Raw genomic sequence first — 16575 nt, 5'->3', positions numbered from 1 at the left:
CAAACAATTGTTTAATTGTCTCATCGTTATCTCATCAAAAAGTGTTAATTTTTATTTTGATGAGCTTTTGATGAATTATAATTTGTTATTAATTAAGTGTTTATATATCTATCTCATCATTTCATCATAAATTTCTGTAATGAAATTTCTGTTTACTGTAAAATATCTTCCGATCTTGTTTAGCTGATAAAAGCTTCCGTTATATTCAATATCATATTTTACATAGGCTAAAGAATTACTTTTCGGTTCTATTTTCCAGTTGTTCTTCAATAGTTTTCTAACATCAGATACAGACCAATATGCTTTGAACATAGTTTTTAACATTGATACTATATCCGTTGGAGTAAACTGTATTTCGTTTTCATCAAAATTTTCAAAAATCTCATTGAAAAGTTCTATCATTTGTCTCTCAAGTTTATTGTTGTTTCTCCAAACCAGTTTTCGTAGTGCATCGGTTTTAATTTCATTAGGAGAAAACCACATTCTTGATTTTTTTTCTGTTGTAAATGGATGTGTTAACAGAAAAGAGAGGAAATAGGGGATTTCAGTGACCAACTGAAATAAGAACTCAGTATTTTCTTCTTTGATAGGTTTTACTTTGATAATCCAAAATCGAATTTCGTTTTCATCTATCTGGATAAAATTGTCCTCGTTATTTGAACAAAGTATAAACTTTGCGAAAAAGTCAATTTCTTCTCTGTCGTGTCCCTTTCTTTCAATTTTATCTTTATCCGTTGTGGAAAGATATTTTAAACGTTCTGTGATTTCTTTTCTGTCAAAAAATACTTCATCAATAGCTACAATAAGTTTAGCTGTCCAATCTGCATTGAATTGAGAACTAAAGGAATCACCTTTAATATAAGTCATATTAAGTCCGAAAATAGCTTTAAGCCACTTTATCATTGTCGTTTTTCCGGTCGCTCTCTCTTTACTTACTAAGCAAAGTATTGGTAGATATTGAGTAGGGAGTTCTAGAAGGATTTTTAGATAATCTATCCCCAGGAGAAATTGATTTCCAAAAATATGTTTTAAAAATAAAATTGATTTTTCAATTTTTGGAGAATCTATATCAACTTTTTCTTCAACTGGTTTAAATGGTAGTTCATTGTAAGTATTGTAAAAATTACCAATAATCCTCTCATAATTTAGATTGTCGGGAATACAAATAAAATCATCTAGTTTAGGAATATTACTGATAAAATCTTTACCATGATCAGTAATTATTGTTTCTCTGTTCCATTTTGACATTAGAGAAATTGTATCACCTGATATTGTTGGTTTTTGAATGATTTTATAGTATGATGTTCCTACACGTATATATGGATTTTCCTCGTTCATAAGTAATTGGATTATAAATCCGTATATTTGTACTACGGATTGATTAAACAAAAGATATAAGCGTAACTACTGCAATAGTTGCGCTTTGTTATTTTTGAGATTTGAAAATATAATTTTCAGCTTCTTCGGTAATTTCCGTATCGGATTTAGAATAGTTGCTTCTTAACCAATTGTCTATTTTAGACTTTTCAAAGAATAAAGTCTTGCCGTTTGGTTTTGAATAAGGAATAATATTAGAATGTACGAGCTTATAGATATACGATTTACTAAAACCTGTATAATCTGCAAGTTCTTCAACATTAAAAATACTCTTCGCACCGACTAATAATTTTTCAAGTCGGTTAAGCTTTTGTAAGATTAGGTTACTTTCCATTGCTTGTTTTTTTTGGATTTATGACAGCAAAGGAAAGACTGTGATGTAAGTAAAAAAATACTCTGATACTCTAAAAGTCCCTTTTAGTAGGAGTTTAGACTATCTTTTTAGAGTATTATTGGGTAATATAAAGTTGGTGTATGCTCCATTAATAGTATTAAAGGAAATCTCTTTAATTTCTTCTTCTTCAAATTTTACAAAATTATCCGTAATGAAATTCATTAAGGCTTTTCTTTTCTCTCTCGAAAATTTAATTTCGCCTCCTTCAATTACCGAATGTAACACTAAAAAAATTCCGGTATATGTAATGCTATTTTTGCCAGAAGTTCCAATCCATTTAATTCTAGAATCCAATTTCTCTCCTTTTAAAAGTTTTTTAAAATCTTCTATTGAGCTTTTATCTATATTACTTTTGTTATCATTTATTAGAGAATCTAAAACTTTTGAATCTGATGTCATAATCTTGATATCATGACTAACAATATTTTTAAGTTCAGGAAGAATTAGGGTTTCAAATTTTTTAGACCAAATTAATCTTCCAACCACAAAAGTTCCAATGAGAAGGTAAAAAATAAGTGAAAGACGATTTAGTATTAGTACATAATCATTTTTGTTACTTGGAAAGTTTGTAACGACTAGATATAATACTCCAAAATAAACTATATATATAAGTATTCTTGGTCTTTGAATTCTTTTATCCCACCAGCTGTTATCTATGCAAAGAAAATAATTTAGAATCCATTTAATATTAACTTTAAAAAAAGGGAAAAAGGTAAATAGTATACAAGAAAACAAGAGTAGTTTTAATAAAAAAACTCTATCTTCTAAAGAAAAAAAATAAATTCCCCAGAGTAGAAGTGCAGAAATAACAATAATTAAAGCAATAAATAAATATGCCTTGATTATAAAACGTTTCTTTTTCATAATTTAATTTTAAGTTCAGGAATTATTTCGGCGGTCTCTTTCATCTTTTTATCTACAATTTTGGCATAAATTGCTGTTGTTCTAATTTCGCGATGACCTAATCTTTTAGAGACAGTATAAATATCTGCCCCGTTTTCTAATAATAAAACAGCATTTGTATGTCTTGCACTGTGAAATGTTATATGTTTTGATATACTTGCCCTATTACACCATCTTACAATTTCAGTATTATAAACCATCCCATATTTAAGTCCACGAAAAACCCTGTCTTCCGGAGACTGCCTTTCACCAAGTAGCTCTCTTGCTTGTTGAGAAATGTATAAATATTCAACTCCATCTGTTTTTTCCTGGCGGAAGTTGATTTTGCTTATTTCACCCTCATCTCTTACCTCTGACCAAACCATTGTATTAATATCACTCCATCGAAGCCCACTTAAACAAGAGAAAAGAAAAGCACGTTTGAGTACATCATATTTACATTGAGTACTGGCTAGGGCTTGCAACTCATCAAATGTTAAGTATTCCCTTTGACTTTCAGCCTGTTCAAATGATTTTATTTTGCTGGCATAATTGATAGAAAGGTAGCCTTCATCAAAAGCGTTCCTTAATGATGCTTTAAATTTGTTGAAATAAGAATATTTAGAATTTTGGGATAATGGAAGATCACTCTTAGTTTTTGCTTCGTTGTCAAAATAATTTCTAATCTTTTTAATAAAGTTTTCGTCAACTTCATCAAAAGTAAAGTTTGGTGATATGATTTTCTTTAAATGTTGTAGGGTAGAAAACCAGTTTCCATAATTGTTAGAAGTATCTTGTTTCTGTTTTTCTTCTGTCTTTTCAGAAAAATACTCAAGAAATCTTCTTTTGGATTTGCTAGTGTTCTTTATATCAAATTTTCCCTGTACGTATTCTGCTTTGCGTATTGAAAGAATATTTTCTGCCAGTTTTTCATTTTCTTTATTCTCTTTTTTTTCTTGAGCAGTTTTAGGAAATTGGTATAAATAAATTTTCAAATACTCAAAATCTCTTAGATGAATTCTTTTTCCTGATGAATCACTTGTTGAGCCTTTATAGTATTCAATATAAAGACTAACCATTCCATTTTTAAGTAGCTTTTGCTTAAGAGTAATTTTCATACAATAATATTACAGATGTACATTTGTACACCTTTTATGTTGAAAGGTGTACTAAAGATGTAACAAAAGTAAAAACAAACTCTTAAATAAGAAAATAAAAACAGGCTAATTTATTGTAAATCAAATAAAAGAAAACAAGAGAAACTAAAAGAAAATGAATTTATTTCCCGATACAAAACTTAGAGAAAATATTTCCTAAAACTTCATCGTTGGTAACCTCACCGGAAATCTCTCCTAAATGTTCCAACGCATTACGAAGTTCATAAGCTAATAATTCAGTAGAAATATGAAAAGTAATCGCTTCTTTTACTTTATCAACAGCTTCTAAAGATTTTTGCAGTGCTTCAAAATGACGTTGGTTTGTGATTACCACATTATTTTCAGAAGATTTCAATTGTTCAACATAAGAAGACAATTCATTCTTCAAATCCTGAATATTCTGATTTTCAACAGCCGAGATTTTAATAAAATCAAATTCATGAGAAATTGCACTTCTGAAAACATCTTCCACTTTTTCATATTGAGCTGGTATCACCTCATCAATTTTTGTAACACAGATAATCAGTTTTAAATCATCTCTCAATAGAGATTTTATCATTTCTATATCTTCAGTAAAATCTTTTGTTGCTGCATCAGCCAAATAAACCAAAATATTGGCATTTTCAACTTTTTCTTTAGCTTTTTTTACACCAATTGCTTCTATTTCATCTGCCGTCTCACGTAATCCTGCAGTATCAATCAATCGGAAAGCATGTCCTTTAATATGAAGAACTTCTTCAATGGTATCTCTCGTAGTTCCGGCAATATTACTTACAATAGCTCTTTCTTCTTTTAATAAAGCGTTTAATAGAGTCGATTTTCCTGCATTCGGTTTTCCGATAATGGCGACAGCCGTTCCGTTTTTAATAGCATTTCCGTACTGGAAACTTTCGATAAGAGATTTAAGTTTTAATTCAATTTTATCTAATAATTGATTCAATGCGCTTCTGTCTGCAAATTCTACATCTTCTTCAGCAAAATCAAGCTCCAATTCTATTAAAGATACAAAGTTCAGCAAGTCGGTTCTGAGTAACGATATTTCATTGGTAATTCCACCTTTAAGCTGATTAATTGCCACTTTTCTGGAAGCCTCATTTTCAGATGCAATCACATCAGCTATTGCTTCTGCCTGAGAAAGGTCTATTCTTCCGTTAATAAAAGCCCGAAGAGTAAATTCTCCGGCTTTTGCCATTCTGGCTCCGTTTTTTATTAAGGTCTCAAGAATTTTTTTACCAATGTGCGGAGAACCGTGAAATGCAATTTCCACAGAATTTTCAGTTGTAAAACTTTTAGGTGCTAAAAAAATAGATAACATCACCTCATCGATAACTTCTTCCCCATCCACAAAATAACCGTAATGGATGGTATGTGATTTTTGTTTTTCCAAATTTTTTGCCGGAAAAGATTTCTGAACGACAGACAAAGCGTCATTTCCTGAAACTCTGATAATTCCCAAAGCACCTACTCCGTTGGCTGTAGCTAGTGCACAAATAGTATCGTTATTCATTTTGCAAATTTACGGCTTTTAATGACAATTTTTCCATTTAACAATTATACAAGTTACCTATTATTTCCAATAAAAATAAAATCATCCTAAGGACTAGGATGATTTACCGCTTTTGAATTTACTAAGTTATATATGAAGTTATGAATGATGCTTGTTTCTTTTTGCTGATACAAAGATAAATTCAATCAAACTTCTTTATCTCAGGATAACTACTGAAATTTTATCCGTAAAAATACGGTTGCACAATAAAAAAAGCCCTGTAATAAAACTTACAAGACTTTTAAATTTATCTAACAATTTTTATAGTTTCCGCTTAAATGGGACTTACCAATTGTAAGAACCAATCTTTAACTTCACCTTCCAAATAAGGAGCTAATTTTTCCTCACATATTTTATGGTAGTTGTTTAACCATGTAATTTCCTCTCCCGAAAGGATTTCTTTGACAATTGTATCTTTAAAGAACGGGCAGAATGTCAACGTTTCAAATTCATAGAACGTTCCATGAATTGTTGTTTCAACTTCTTTTACAGCAACTAAATTTTCATGACGAATCCCGTATTCTCCTTCAAGATAATATCCTGGTTCATTTGAACAAACCATTCCTGGAAGAAGCTCCTGTGGATTCAAATCTTTTCTGATATTTTGAGGACCTTCATGTACATTCATAAAACTTCCTACACCATGACCTGTTCCGTGATTAAAATCTTTACCTTCCATCCAAAGCGGAAGCCTTGCAATAGCATCAAGCTGAACACCTCTTGTTCCTTTAGGGAATTTCACCATCGATAAACGAATTAAACCCTGAAGTACCAATGTAGAATTTCTTTTGAATTCTTCAGAAACAGCACCTAAAGCCAAGGTTCTCGTAATATCTGTTGTTCCCTCAAGATACTGACCTCCTGAATCTACCAAAATACTTGCATCATTGGTAACTTCTTTACTACCCTCACTTTTTGCAGAATAGTGCATAATTGCACCATTATCTTTATATCCTACGATACTTCCGAAACTTTCTCCGACAAAATTTTCACCTTCTGCACGGAAACCTCTCAGTTTTTCACCAATAGAATACTCGTTCATCGCTTCTTTTCCGGCATTGTGAGTCAGCCAATACAAGAATTTTACCATTGCTACTCCATCTCTCACCATCACTTTTCTGAAACCTTCCAACTCAGTTTCATTTTTTTGAGCTTTCATCAGGTGTCCGGGAACCGGAGCTTTTATGAATTGATTATTTGATTTTAATGCTTCAAAAATTGATTGATTGCTATTTGGAGAAACCAATACCTTTTCATTTTTGAAGCTTTGCAGATAAGTGTAAAAAGCACCATAAGGCATCATTTTCACAAAAGAATCATCCATCTGCTTTCTCGCTTCAACTTCTAACTTTTCTAAATCTGTAAATAATACAGCATCATTTTTAGTAATAACAATATACCCTAAAAACACTGGATTACTTTGCACATCACTTCCTCTTAAATTAAGTGTCCATGCTACATCGTCCAAACTTGAAATAATATGAACTGTTGCTTCCTGCTCTTCCATCTTCTGGCGAATTGCCGCAATTTTCTCTACAACAGATTTTCCTGCTCTTTCTACAGGGTGTACAAAAATCGGATTTTTTGATGGTTCTCCTCTATCCACCCAAATTTGTTTTAAAAGAGGATTGTCAACCAATGTTATATTTTTAGAATTTAATCTCTGAGTAAGAAGCTCCCAGTTAGAATGAGCTGTTGCCACAGCATTAACCGCAACTTTTCCGTTTGTAGGGATTTCAGAAATAATCCAATCAATATAGTTTGGAGTACCTTCCATTCCATCTTTAAAAAGGTCGATTCCCGACCCCTCCAATTCAATGGCAGCTTGTGTGAAATATCTTCCATCCGTCCAAAGTCCTGCCTTATCTTTGGTAACAACCACAAAACCTGCAGAACCTAAAAAACCTGACAACCAAGCTCTCTCCTGCCATTCTTCAGGCAGATATTCGCTCATGTGCGGATCTGCAGAATATACTATAAATGCATCAACATTATTTTTCTGCATTTCTTCACGAAGTGCAGCTACTTTTTCCCTTGAAGTCATTTTTTATTTTTTAAACACCGAAAGTTACAAAAAATTTGAAGTCGGAAGATGAAATTTCAATGGTATTTTCTTGAAAAACTATTTGATTGCTTAATTCTACTTCATTTGATATATATTGTAATTATCCAAAATGTCCTCGTATATAATTCTGAGTTATTTCATTTTTGGGGTTATTGAATATCTGTTCTGTATCTCCTTCTTCCATTTTTTCGCCCAAATACATAAAAACTGTTTTGTCTGCCAACCTTTGAGCCTGTTGCATATTGTGAGTTACAATGACAATTGTATATTGCTCTTTTAATTTTAAAATCAGTTCTTCAATTTTCAAAGTACTTATAGGGTCTAAAGCCGAACAAGGTTCATCCATTAAAATAACTTCAGGACGTAATGCCACCGTTCTTGCAATACATAATCTTTGCTGTTGCCCTCCAGAAAGTCGGGTTGCCGGTTTTTTCAAATCATCTTTTACCTCATCCCAAAGATATGCTTCTTCCAACGCTTTTTGTACAATTGAATGATTAACCGGAAGATTATTGATTTTTAAACCATAGGCTATATTTTCATAAATACTTTTAGGAAAAGGATTAGCTTTCTGAAAAACCATCCCGATTCTTCTGCGAATACTAGTCACTTCAATTCCTTTTTGATAAAGATCTTGCCCATCCAGAGCGATTTTTCCGGATATTTTGGCATCAGGATACAAATCATGCATTCTGTTAAAGCACCGCAAAAGGGTGCTTTTTCCACATCCGGAAGGTCCAATAAGTGCTGTTACCTTTTTTTCAGGAAATTCAACATTAATGTTTTTTAGAATATGTTTAGTTCCAAATGATAAATTTAGATTTTCCGCAGTTATTTTACTTTTCATCTTGTCTATATTTATATCTGATATAAAAGGCCGTGAGATTCATTAAAAACACCACTACAATCAACACCAAAGAAGTTCCGTAAGCAATCGGCCTCACTTCTTCGATAGACTGATGCTGTGTAGATAACATATATAAATGATAAGGCAATGCCATAAATTCCTGATTGGGACTCGCAAAAGCATTAGTAATGTAAAATGCCGCTCCTGTAAATAATATCGGAGCTGTTTCTCCTGCAGCTCTGGAAAGAGTAAGAACCACTCCTGTTAAAATTCCGGGCATAGAAGAAGGCAATACCACATCTCTGATAGATTCAAATTTGGTTGCTCCGACACCTAAAGCGGCTTCACGCATACTTGCAGGAATCCTAAGAAGAGCCTCCTCTGTTGTTGTGATTATGTAAGGTAATGATAATAATCCTAATGTAAAACCTGCAGAAAGAATGGATGTACCAAAATTCAGTGCCTGAACAAATAAAGCTAATCCAAATAATCCGTAAATAATAGAAGGAACTCCTGACAGATTACGAATAGATGCCCGAATAGTTCTTGTCAACCATGTATTTTGAGCATATTCATTAAGATAAATAGCACAACAAATCCCAAACGGAATTGAAAAAACAGCAGTAATAATAGTAAGAAATACTGTTCCGAGGATAGAAGTTAAAATTCCTCCTTTTGTCATTCCATCAGTTGGAAGTTTTGTTATAAAATCCCAGGAAATGACCGAAATTCCTTTGCTGAAAATATCATAGAGAATAACAACAAGAAAAAAGCAAACCAAACCTGTGCAAAACAACAATGTTCCCCATTCTATAACCGCTGATAGTTTTTTAAACCTAAACTGCATGATATTTTCTAAATCGGTTGATGAAATACTCACCAATTAAATTGGCAATTAACGTCATAAAAAACAAAACAACAGCAATAGCAAATAAAGCATAATAATGCGTTGTCTGATAAGGAACTTCTCCCATTTCAATAGCAATTGTAGCTGTAATTGTCTTTACAGAATCAAAAAAACCTTTTGGAAAAATCGCGGCATTTCCTGTTGCCATCAAAACAGTCATTGTTTCCCCGATTGCTCTCCCCAATCCAAGCATCACAGAAGCAATAATCCCCGGAGCCGCAGCAGGAATCACTACTTTTCTTAATGTCTGCCATTTTGATGCTCCTAAAGCATAACTTGCTTCACGATAAGTTTGCGGAACAGAATGAATAGCATCCTCAGAAATGGTAATAATAGTCGGCAAAGCCATAATTGCCAAAAGAATTGCTCCATTTAATGCATTTAAACCATTAGGAAGATTATTGATTTGTGCAATATGAGGTCCCACCAAAACGATTCCCAGAAAACCTATAACTACGGAAGGAACTGCAGCCAACATTTCAATCGCTGGTTTCAAAAATGCCTTTAATTTTGGGTTTGCATACTCCGAAATAAAAGCAGCCGTTCCAATTCCTAAAGGAATCGCGATAAGCATTGCTCCAAAAGAAACAATGGATGTACTTACAATCAAAGGTAATAATCCATAAGCCGGTTCTGCGGCTGTAGGATTCCATTCGCTTCCGGTAATAAAATCTAAGGGTGATATTTCTAGAAAAAACGAAATCGCATTATAAATCAGCATAAAAAAAATTCCGCCCAACAAAGCCAGAACAAGAAGTCCGGTAGATTTAAAAATAATCTTCGTCAAATTATCAATAAATATGCGTTTTGTATACTGCATAATTTCAATTAATTAAATAATACCCCGAATTTTCAATAATCAATCTTCCCTCACCTTTAGTTTCATATTCAATAAAGGGTTTTACTTTTTCCCATGCTTTTTCCGGAATAAACTGATATAAAGGTCGTTGAAAAAAATATTCTCTATTCTTGATTGAAATAGGATCTAACGGAGATACTGTAACAGAATTTGGAGTTTCTCTTATTTTCAGAACTTTTATCCCTTTATTTTCATTAATTTTTTTTGAAATATACCCCGCTCCTACATATCCGATGCCAGATTTATCTATTTTCACTCCTTCAAGAATCTGGGCATTTCCTGTCATTTCTTTAGCTTTCGGACTATAATCAATTTTCAATTTCTTTTTAATGAAAGAATAGGTTCCCGAGCTACTCTGTCTCCCGTAAATATTAATGGGTAAATTTAATCCTGAAACAGACTTCCAATCAGAAATTTTCCCGTCCATAATTTTCCCCAAAGTCTGTACATCTATTTCGTTGATTGGATTTTCTTTATTAACTACAAAAGCCGTAGCATCTTCTGCAAAAACGACTGTTCTTAGTTCAATATTTTTTTCCTTAAACATTTGTTTTTCTTCATCAGTTAACGGGCGTGAAGAATTGGCTATGTCTGCCTGACCGTTCATAAGTGAAGTAATTCCCATCCCCGAACCTCCGCCTGAAATTGCTATACTAAAACGATGATCTCTATTATCAAACCGTTCTGCGAGATTGACTGCAAGATTGACTTCTGTATCGGAACCCTTGATTTTTATCGTTCTATCTGATTGGGTGCAAGACTGAACAATAAGAAAAAATGGCATTAAAATATGCAGTATTTTATGTGTATGATTCCTAACCATTTACTACAAATTTAACTGAACCTAAATAAAAAATTTTAGTTTTGATATTAAGAAATTATGAATAATTTTAAGTAACTGGAAATTAAAAAATACCAAACTAAAAAGTTCTAAATCTTGGTGTTTTGATTTTGAGATAAAAATATACTTGCTAAAAAATTAATTTTTATGGAAATTCAGAATTACAAAAATCACAGAAAGTTTTATCCTCCTCATCATTTTATATATTCTCCATTATTAATACTTTTGGAATTTTTTGGGGTCTATAAAATCTTTACCGACAAGCCTAATCAAGTCATCTGGATATTATTTTCAGTCATTATATTTCTGATTATCTATCTTTCAGTGATGATTCGGCAACATTATGCTTTAGAGCTTCAAAATCGTTTGATACGACTTGAGTTTAAACAAAGATATTTTGAAATATTTAATCAAAGATCCGATGAAATTGAAGAAAAATTAAGATTTGATCAAATTGCAGCTTTAAGATTTGCTTATGATGATGAATTTAAAAAACTTTTGTATAGAGCTCTCAATGAAAATATTTCCGGTGATCAAATCAAAAGAAATATTAAAAACTGGCGAGCTGATAACTATAGAGTATAAAAAAATCATCTATACAAACTCTAAAAAACAGAAGAAAAAAAACGGAATACGACAATTATAAAGAAAGAAAAACTATTACTCAAAATTTTATAAAACGAAAGGATTTAAATCATCTTAATCAATTTTTTGTCCAGATTAATTGTCGTAAATTTGTCTCATTAGTAAATAAAAAATAATACAATTTATTTAATATGTCAAAAGCAATTTCGCAAGTACCATTTGCAGTAAACGAGCCTGTAAACTCTTATGTTCCAGGTTCTGAAGAAGTAAAAAGCCTTATCGCTCAATACAAAAAAATGTGGGCAGAAAAGGTAGAAATCCCGATGATTATTAATGGTAAAGAAGTAAAAACTGACGATAAAGTACAACTTCAGTCACCTCAGGATCATGCACATGATTTTGGTTTTTATCATAAAGGAACAATGCAACATGTAGATGATGCTATCAACGCGGCATTGGCTGCAAAAAAAGAATGGAATGAACTAGGTTGGGAACATCGTGCTGCTATTTTCTTGAAAGCTGCCGATTTATTGGCCGGTCCATACAGAGATGTAATCAATGCAGCTACAATGATTGGTCAGTCTAAAAATGTACATCAGGCTGAGATTGATTCTGCTTGTGAATTTATAGATTTCTTAAGATTCAACGTAGAATTTATGACTGAAATGTATTCTGAACAGCCTGTTTCTGACAGCGGAATTTGGAATCGTGTAGAATACAGACCTTTAGAAGGATTTTGTTTTGCAGTAACTCCGTTTAACTTTACTGCAATTTCAGGTAACTTGCCAACTTGTATGGCAATGCTAGGAAACGTTGTAGTGTGGAAACCTTCTGATAAGCAAATTTATTCTGCAAAAGTAATCATGGATGTTCTTACAGAAGCTGGTCTTCCTGCAGGTGTTATCAACATGATTTTTACAGACGGAAAAGAAACAGCTGAAAAAGTTTTAGCTCATAAAGATTTTGCAGGTCTTCACTTTACAGGTTCTACAAAAGTTTTCCAAGGAATGTGGAAAATGATTGGTGATAATATTCACAACTACAGAACTTATCCAAGAATTGTTGGTGAAACAGGAGGTAAAGACTTCGTTATTGCTCACCCTTCTGCAAATGCAGAAGCTGTTGCAACAGCGTTAGTAAGAGGTGCTTTTGAATATCAGGGACAAAAATGTTCTGCTGCTTCAAGAGCTTATATACCACAATCTCTTTGGGCTGATGTGAAGAAAGTAATGGAAACTCAAATCAATTCAATCAAGATTGGTTCTCCGGAAGATCCTTCAAACTTCGTAAATGCTGTAATTGATAAAAATTCTTTCGAAAAATGTAAAGGATATATCGACAGAGCAAATGCATCAAACGAAGCAAATGTTGTAATCGGCGGTAAAGTAGATGATTCTAAAGGATGGTTTGTACACCCTACAGTAATTGAAACTACCAATCCTCAATACGAAAGTATGGTTGAGGAAATCTTCGGCCCAATTTTGTCTATTTACGTGTATGAAGATAAAAACTGGAAAGAAACTCTTGAATTAGTTGATGCTTCTTCTCCTTATTCATTGACGGGTTCTGTATTTGCACAAGACCGTTATGCGATCAATGAGGCATTCAAAGCATTAGAAAATGCTTCAGGAAACTTCTATATCAACGACAAACCTACAGGTGCAGTTGTTGGTCAGCAACCTTTCGGTGGAGGTAGAGCTTCAGGAACAAACGATAAAGCAGGTTCTAAAATGAACTTACTAAGATGGACTTCCGTAAGAAGTATTAAAGAAACTTTTGTTTCTCCTAAAGATTACAAATACCCTTATTTAGGATAATCAGGTAATAAACGACCAATAAATACAGCCTCAGAACTTTAGTTTTGGGGCTTTTTTATGTTAAATTTCAACATGCAGAGATTTTTGCATTACCATAATTATTACATTTGTGTACAATTAAGAAATATTTATGAAAAAAATAGCAATACTCTCTTCTATTTTTGTTGGTGCATTTGCATTTGCACAAGGAATAAAATTTGAAGATTCTAATTTTGCAGCCATCCTGTCAAAAGCTAAAAAGGAGAACAAATTAGTATTTATAGATGCCTATGCTTCATGGTGTGGACCTTGCAAATTGATGGTAAAAAACATTTTCCCTTTACAAACTGTAGGTGATTATTACAATGCTCATTTCGTGAATGCTAAAATTGATATGGAAAAAGGTGAAGGAATTGATATCGCAAAAAAATATAACGTAAAAGCCTTCCCTACCTATCTTTTTATAGATGGAAATGGTGAAGAAGTACACAGAACATTGGGATATGTAGAAGAAAAAGATTTCATTCAGTTTGCGAAAGACGCTGAAGATCCTGCTAAAAGATTAACTTCTCTAAAACAAAAATTTGAAAACGGAGAAAAAGATCCTGAGTTTCTGAAAAATCTAGCTAATCTTACTATTTATAATGACGCTGAATTTTCCGCAAAAGTATTAGAACGTTATTTTAATGGCAAAAAAGAATTAGAAAAGGAAGACATCCAACTTTTATTAATGGGTGTTCAAAGTACAAGCAGTCCTCTTTATAAAATATTCTTAGAAAGAAAAAGTGATGTTCAGAAATTTCTTCCGGGTGATAAATACGATAAATTTGATAAGAATATAAAACTGAGCACCGCTCTTAAAAAATCTTACAACTCAGATACAAAAGTATGGAACGATAATCTTTTTATCTCTGAAACCAAAGATTTACTAACCAAAGAGGAGGCCGAAAAAATGCTAAAAAGAGCAAAAGCAAGCAGAGCCTTAAAAAATAAAGACATTACAACTTACGAAAAATTAAGTCTGGAATTATACAAAGATTCTTCCAACGCAAGTTCAGAAGAACTCAACTCTTTAGCCTGGAATTTCTTTGAAAATATAACCAGCAAAACATCTTTAGAGAAAGCTATTTCTTGGGCTGAAGAATCTGTAAAGAAAAATGAAAATTATGCTAATACAGATACCTTAGCCAATCTTTACAATAAAATCGGAGATAAAAAAAATGCTAAAATTTGGGCAGAAAAATCAATTGATTTAGCAAAAAAAACAAATCAGGATTATGCTGACACAGAGAAATTATTGAAAAGTTTATAAAAAGCCTAATTCAAATAATAAAAAAGCAATCTTAAATTTAAGATTGCTTTTTTTATTACTTTATAATGTAAATTAATATTCAAATAACACCTTCAAACCTTAAGAAAGGTTAGTCAATATACTATATGAAGATTATTTCAATCGCTTAATTGAAACTTGAGTCACAGGTCCAGAACCTGTAGTCCCGCTACTTAAATATTTTATTACAAAATTTACTGTATTTGAAGCTCTAAAAGAATATGTGTTTGACGCCAACATGGGTACTGAAGTAATCAAACTATATGTTTGAAGCCCACCGGTAGGTGCCGTAAATCCATCATTTACACGGGCAATCCTGTCCTGCTGTATCATCCCAAACTCCTACAACAGGTGAAGAACCATTTGTTGTAGATATTTGCACATTCATCAAAACCTGATATACTCCATCTTGTGATACTGTAAATGAGTTGGAAGTACTTGTTCCGGTATATTTATTTTCATTGTCTATGATCTCGTTGGTCAAATTCCCCAAAACCAGAGGTGTTGTTGCTCCAGGAGTACCTGTACCTGAAAAATCTGAGGACATCTGAAGCATTAGTTCCTGTGCAACCATAAGTTCACCATCTACAATAATAACTGTACCTGTGGATGTTGGCAAACCAGCCATATTTTCCCAAGTTGGAGGCAAACCCGGACCATTAGATTTCAATACCTGCCCCGCCAAACCGGCATTACCTGCGGTAGCCCCGCTTCCACCGACATTAAGTTCATTAGTAATTTGTAATGATCCGTTGACATGAAGAGTTTTTTGAGGAGTTGAAGTATTAACTCCTACTTGGGCATTGAAAAATAGAGGAAACATAAATATTCCTAATAATAAATTTCGTTTCATTTGTTATTTTATTTTTGTTAAATTATTTATATAAACATTCTTAACTATAATCTATTCAAGATTAAAATTTGTATCTTAAGAAAGAAAATTCAGCTATTATTTCGTAATTAATTATTAGAGTAAATATTCCAATTATATTTACTCTAATCTTAAGCTCAATGTATTATTTCCTTAAAGCAATTGAGATATAAAATAGATAAATCCTACTGTAATAAATCTTATTTAATCTACTTTTGTATATATCAAAAATTATTTCAGTCGCTTAATTGAAACTTGAGTCACAGGTCCTGAACCTGTAGTACCACTACTTAAATGTTTTATGATAAAATTTTCAGTATTTGAAGCTCTAAAAGAATATGTGTTTGAGGCTAACATTGGTACTGAGGTAATCAGACTATATGTCTGTAGTCCTCCGGTAGGCGCTGTATATACATCATTTACACGGGCGACCCATTTTCCTGCAGTATTATCCCAAACTCCTACAACAGGTACAGAAACATTTACTGTAGATATTTGTACGTTCATCAAAATCTGATATACTCCATCTTGTGATACTGTAAATGAGTTGGAAGTACTTGTTCCGGTATAGCGATTTTCATTATCTATGATCTCATTGGTCAAATTACCCAAAACATTAGGAGTTGTAGCACCAGCAGCACCTGTACCTGAGAAATCGGCAGACATTTGAAGCATTAGTTCCTGTGCAACCATAAGTTCACCATCTACAATAATAACTGTACCAGTAGATGTTGGCAAACCCGCCATATTTTCCCAAGTTGGAGGCAAACCCGGACCATTAGATTTCAATACCTGCCCCGCCAAACCGGCATTACCTGCGGTAGCCCCGTTTCCACCAACATTAAGTTCATTAGTAATTTGTAATGATCCATTGACATGAAGAGTTTTTTGAGGAGTTGAAGTATCTACACCTACTTGGGCATTGAGAAATAGAGGAAATGCAAATATTCCAAATAATAAATTTCGTTTCATGTGTTATTTTTTTAATTTTTATATTTTATACTAAATGTTTTCTCCAAATCAACAAATTATATGAAATTAATTATATAAAATCTATCGATTTAACAGATAGCATGCCACAAAAATATAAAAATTAAAACAATCACACAAATTCAAGC

Annotated in this window: 15 protein-coding genes; 3 read left to right on the top strand and 12 right to left on the bottom strand. The window is 32.5% G+C overall.

Annotation, left to right across the window (positions count from 1 at the left end; translation table 11 throughout):
* Positions 1–108: 108 nt before the first annotated feature.
* The 10 genes from OH806_RS10020 to OH806_RS09975 all read right to left on the bottom strand — a co-directional run bounded on the left by OH806_RS10020 (position 109) and on the right by OH806_RS09975 (position 10818).
* On the bottom strand, positions 109–1338 hold the full coding sequence (locus tag OH806_RS10020) for a primase-helicase family protein (protein ID WP_185188503.1): 1230 nt from the start codon (positions 1336–1338) through the stop codon (positions 109–111).
* Positions 1339–1426: 88 nt separating this feature from the next.
* Positions 1427–1711 (bottom strand): helix-turn-helix transcriptional regulator, encoded by a 285-nt coding sequence (locus tag OH806_RS10015; RefSeq protein ID WP_168237404.1) that lies wholly within the window; start codon positions 1709–1711, stop codon positions 1427–1429.
* A gap of 99 nt (positions 1712–1810) precedes the next feature.
* Positions 1811–2635, bottom strand: a complete 825-nt coding sequence (locus OH806_RS10010; protein WP_264743541.1) for a hypothetical protein — start codon at positions 2633–2635, stop codon at positions 1811–1813.
* Positions 2632–3771 (bottom strand): tyrosine-type recombinase/integrase, encoded by a 1140-nt coding sequence (locus OH806_RS10005; RefSeq protein ID WP_168237406.1) that lies wholly within the window; start codon positions 3769–3771, stop codon positions 2632–2634. The genes OH806_RS10010 and OH806_RS10005 overlap by 4 nt, the downstream gene beginning before the upstream one ends.
* Before the next feature lie 160 nt (positions 3772–3931).
* Positions 3932–5317 (bottom strand): tRNA uridine-5-carboxymethylaminomethyl(34) synthesis GTPase MnmE, encoded by a 1386-nt coding sequence (gene mnmE, locus OH806_RS10000; protein WP_264743540.1) that lies wholly within the window; start codon positions 5315–5317, stop codon positions 3932–3934.
* Between the two features lie 313 nt (positions 5318–5630).
* On the bottom strand, positions 5631–7400 hold the full coding sequence (locus tag OH806_RS09995) for an aminopeptidase P family protein (protein WP_264743539.1): 1770 nt from the start codon (positions 7398–7400) through the stop codon (positions 5631–5633).
* A 121-nt stretch (positions 7401–7521) separates the two neighbouring features.
* The gene (gene pstB / locus OH806_RS09990) at positions 7522–8268 is read right to left on the bottom strand and encodes a phosphate ABC transporter ATP-binding protein PstB (protein ID WP_264743538.1); all 747 of its coding nucleotides are present in this window, start codon (positions 8266–8268) and stop codon (positions 7522–7524) included.
* A complete protein-coding gene (gene pstA / locus OH806_RS09985; protein WP_264743537.1) occupies positions 8258–9115 on the bottom strand; it encodes a phosphate ABC transporter permease PstA in 858 nt (285 codons plus the stop codon). The genes pstB and pstA overlap by 11 nt, the downstream gene beginning before the upstream one ends.
* Positions 9105–9995, bottom strand: a complete 891-nt coding sequence (gene pstC, locus OH806_RS09980) for a phosphate ABC transporter permease subunit PstC (protein ID WP_264743536.1) — start codon at positions 9993–9995, stop codon at positions 9105–9107. Before pstC ends, pstA begins: the two co-directional genes overlap by 11 nt.
* 4 nt (positions 9996–9999) lie before the next feature.
* Positions 10000–10818: a PstS family phosphate ABC transporter substrate-binding protein gene (locus tag OH806_RS09975; RefSeq protein WP_264743535.1), complete on the bottom strand. Its 819-nt coding sequence runs from the start codon at positions 10816–10818 to the stop codon at positions 10000–10002.
* A 204-nt stretch (positions 10819–11022) separates the two neighbouring features.
* Between OH806_RS09975 and OH806_RS09970 the strand changes: the two genes are divergently transcribed.
* The 3 genes from OH806_RS09970 (at position 11023) to OH806_RS09960 (ending at position 14568) form a co-directional block, all read left to right on the top strand.
* Positions 11023–11460 (top strand): DUF6526 family protein, encoded by a 438-nt coding sequence (locus OH806_RS09970; RefSeq protein WP_264743534.1) that lies wholly within the window; start codon positions 11023–11025, stop codon positions 11458–11460.
* A 191-nt stretch (positions 11461–11651) separates the two neighbouring features.
* Positions 11652–13277 carry an L-glutamate gamma-semialdehyde dehydrogenase gene (pruA, locus tag OH806_RS09965; protein ID WP_264743533.1) on the top strand — a complete coding sequence of 542 codons (1626 nt, stop codon included), beginning with the start codon at positions 11652–11654 and terminating at the stop codon, positions 13275–13277.
* Positions 13278–13407: 130 nt separating this feature from the next.
* Positions 13408–14568 carry a thioredoxin family protein gene (locus OH806_RS09960; protein WP_264743532.1) on the top strand — a complete coding sequence of 387 codons (1161 nt, stop codon included), beginning with the start codon at positions 13408–13410 and terminating at the stop codon, positions 14566–14568.
* Between the two features lie 316 nt (positions 14569–14884).
* Here OH806_RS09960 and OH806_RS09955 read toward each other — a convergent pair whose 3' ends face one another.
* Both OH806_RS09955 and OH806_RS09950 read right to left on the bottom strand, forming a co-directional pair.
* Positions 14885–15439, bottom strand: a complete 555-nt coding sequence (locus OH806_RS09955) for a hypothetical protein (RefSeq protein ID WP_264743531.1) — start codon at positions 15437–15439, stop codon at positions 14885–14887.
* A 249-nt stretch (positions 15440–15688) separates the two neighbouring features.
* A complete protein-coding gene (locus OH806_RS09950; RefSeq protein WP_264743530.1) occupies positions 15689–16429 on the bottom strand; it encodes a hypothetical protein in 741 nt (246 codons plus the stop codon).
* Between the last annotated feature and the right edge of the window lie 146 nt (positions 16430–16575).

Origin of the sequence: Chryseobacterium oryctis (assembly GCF_025971925.1) — a bacterium.
Classification (GTDB): domain Bacteria; phylum Bacteroidota; class Bacteroidia; order Flavobacteriales; family Weeksellaceae; genus Chryseobacterium; species Chryseobacterium oryctis.
This window is presented reverse-complemented; position numbering and strand designations above follow the sequence as displayed.

Excerpts from the sequence above, each read along its gene's own strand:
- OH806_RS10020 (WP_185188503.1), bottom strand. The coding sequence starts at position 1,338 with ATGAACGAGGAAAATCCATATATACGTGTAGGAACATCATACTATAAA.
- OH806_RS10015 (WP_168237404.1), bottom strand. The coding sequence starts at position 1,711 with ATGGAAAGTAACCTAATCTTACAAAAGCTTAACCGACTTGAAAAATTA.
- OH806_RS10010 (WP_264743541.1), bottom strand. The coding sequence starts at position 2,635 with ATGAAAAAGAAACGTTTTATAATCAAGGCATATTTATTTATTGCTTTA.
- OH806_RS10005 (WP_168237406.1), bottom strand. The coding sequence starts at position 3,771 with ATGAAAATTACTCTTAAGCAAAAGCTACTTAAAAATGGAATGGTTAGT.
- mnmE (WP_264743540.1), bottom strand. The coding sequence starts at position 5,317 with ATGAATAACGATACTATTTGTGCACTAGCTACAGCCAACGGAGTAGGT.
- OH806_RS09995 (WP_264743539.1), bottom strand. The coding sequence starts at position 7,400 with ATGACTTCAAGGGAAAAAGTAGCTGCACTTCGTGAAGAAATGCAGAAA.
- pstB (WP_264743538.1), bottom strand. The coding sequence starts at position 8,268 with ATGAAAAGTAAAATAACTGCGGAAAATCTAAATTTATCATTTGGAACT.
- pstA (WP_264743537.1), bottom strand. The coding sequence starts at position 9,115 with ATGCAGTTTAGGTTTAAAAAACTATCAGCGGTTATAGAATGGGGAACA.
- pstC (WP_264743536.1), bottom strand. The coding sequence starts at position 9,995 with ATGCAGTATACAAAACGCATATTTATTGATAATTTGACGAAGATTATT.
- OH806_RS09975 (WP_264743535.1), bottom strand. The coding sequence starts at position 10,818 with ATGCCATTTTTTCTTATTGTTCAGTCTTGCACCCAATCAGATAGAACG.
- OH806_RS09970 (WP_264743534.1), top strand. The coding sequence starts at position 11,023 with ATGGAAATTCAGAATTACAAAAATCACAGAAAGTTTTATCCTCCTCAT.
- pruA (WP_264743533.1), top strand. The coding sequence starts at position 11,652 with ATGTCAAAAGCAATTTCGCAAGTACCATTTGCAGTAAACGAGCCTGTA.
- OH806_RS09960 (WP_264743532.1), top strand. The coding sequence starts at position 13,408 with ATGAAAAAAATAGCAATACTCTCTTCTATTTTTGTTGGTGCATTTGCA.
- OH806_RS09955 (WP_264743531.1), bottom strand. The coding sequence starts at position 15,439 with ATGAAACGAAATTTATTATTAGGAATATTTATGTTTCCTCTATTTTTC.
- OH806_RS09950 (WP_264743530.1), bottom strand. The coding sequence starts at position 16,429 with ATGAAACGAAATTTATTATTTGGAATATTTGCATTTCCTCTATTTCTC.